Source organism: Candidatus Symbiopectobacterium sp. (assembly GCF_020054415.1).
Lineage (GTDB): Bacteria > Pseudomonadota > Gammaproteobacteria > Enterobacterales > Enterobacteriaceae > Symbiopectobacterium.
In genome coordinates, this window is the sequence record NZ_JAHWCO010000276.1 from 1 (window position 1) to 1,139 (window position 1,139).

1 protein-coding gene and 1 pseudogene are annotated in these 1,139 nt (G+C 50.1%); one reads left to right on the forward strand and one right to left on the reverse strand.

Annotated features, from left to right (window positions below; all coding sequences use genetic code 11):
- A partial coding sequence (locus QZ506_RS07975) for a hypothetical protein (protein WP_291970248.1) occupies positions 1-89 on the reverse strand: 89 nt, incomplete at its 3' end.
- A 75-nt stretch (positions 90-164) separates the two neighbouring features.
- On the opposite strand from QZ506_RS07975, the pseudogene QZ506_RS07980 reads away from it, so the two are divergent.
- A pseudogene (locus QZ506_RS07980) lies at positions 165-950 on the forward strand (DNA polymerase I); the annotation flags it as partial.
- Between the last annotated feature and the right edge of the window lie 189 nt (positions 951-1,139).

The window sequence follows — 1,139 nt, forward strand, 5'->3', positions numbered from 1 at the left end:
TCATCTAGCCATACGGTTAGAGAACCGCGCTGCTTGAGGGCCTTGTTATAAGAGGGCCAGTTGGTGATTTTAAAATTTTGTTTTACCATGGAGACCTGATTTTGAAACAACTGTGGTGATCTGCTCCGATGATTACCCAAAAGTTCTATTTATTCAACAAAGCCGCCTTTCGTATAAACCCTGACGATGTATCAAAAGACCAACGCCAAATCGGTAAGGCCCTCGAATTAGCTCTGGGGTATCAGGGAGGAGTCGCCGCTTTTTTGACCTTTTCTGCCGCCTATGGGCTTAATCTGGATGAACTGGCGGAGATCGCCCTACCTGAGATACCCGCATCGATACGATGTAACGCGGTCGAGTGGTGGAAAATTTCTGAGGAAGAAAACAATACCTTTGGGCTATCCAGATCCGTTTTTATCACCTGCGATTCGCTCAAACGACTGTGGCGCAATGCCCACTCTGAAATAACCGCTTTCTGGTATGAACTGGAGGATGCCGTCCGGCGCGCCATTACCACACCCGGCATAACCATTTCCTGCCGCAAATTAAAGCTTCGCCGCGACGGAAGCTTGCTACGTATTCAGCTTCCCTCTGGCCGGGCGGTCTGTTATCCCGGCGCACGTATCGACGACAGCGACAAGATCAGCTACATGGGCATCAACACCTACAGCCGGAAATGGCAACGCCTGCAAACCTACGGAGGCAAGCTGGCAGAGAACGTAACCCAAGCTACCGCCCGTGATGTGATGGCAGCGAATATGCCCGGTGTGGAGGACAGCGGCTACGACATCGTACTGACGGTGCATGACGAGATTTTAACGGAAGCACCAGCCCATCTTGATTATTCACACCAGCATCTAAGCGATCTCCTATCCACTAATCCCGCATGTGCTGAAGGATTGCCGATGTCAGCGGGTGGCTTTGATGCATATCGATATCGTAAGGACTAAACTGAACACCCTAGTGCGTCATTAAATCTTGTCAACCAACACAGCGGGGCCTAATGAGATGGTCACCCCCACTCTGTGAGCGGTACGCTGGCAGGGTGTTTTTCTTTCAGGAGAGGCCATCATGGAAAACGTTACTCTTATTGGTATCGATCTCGGTAAACATTCTTTCCACATTCATTGCCAGGATAA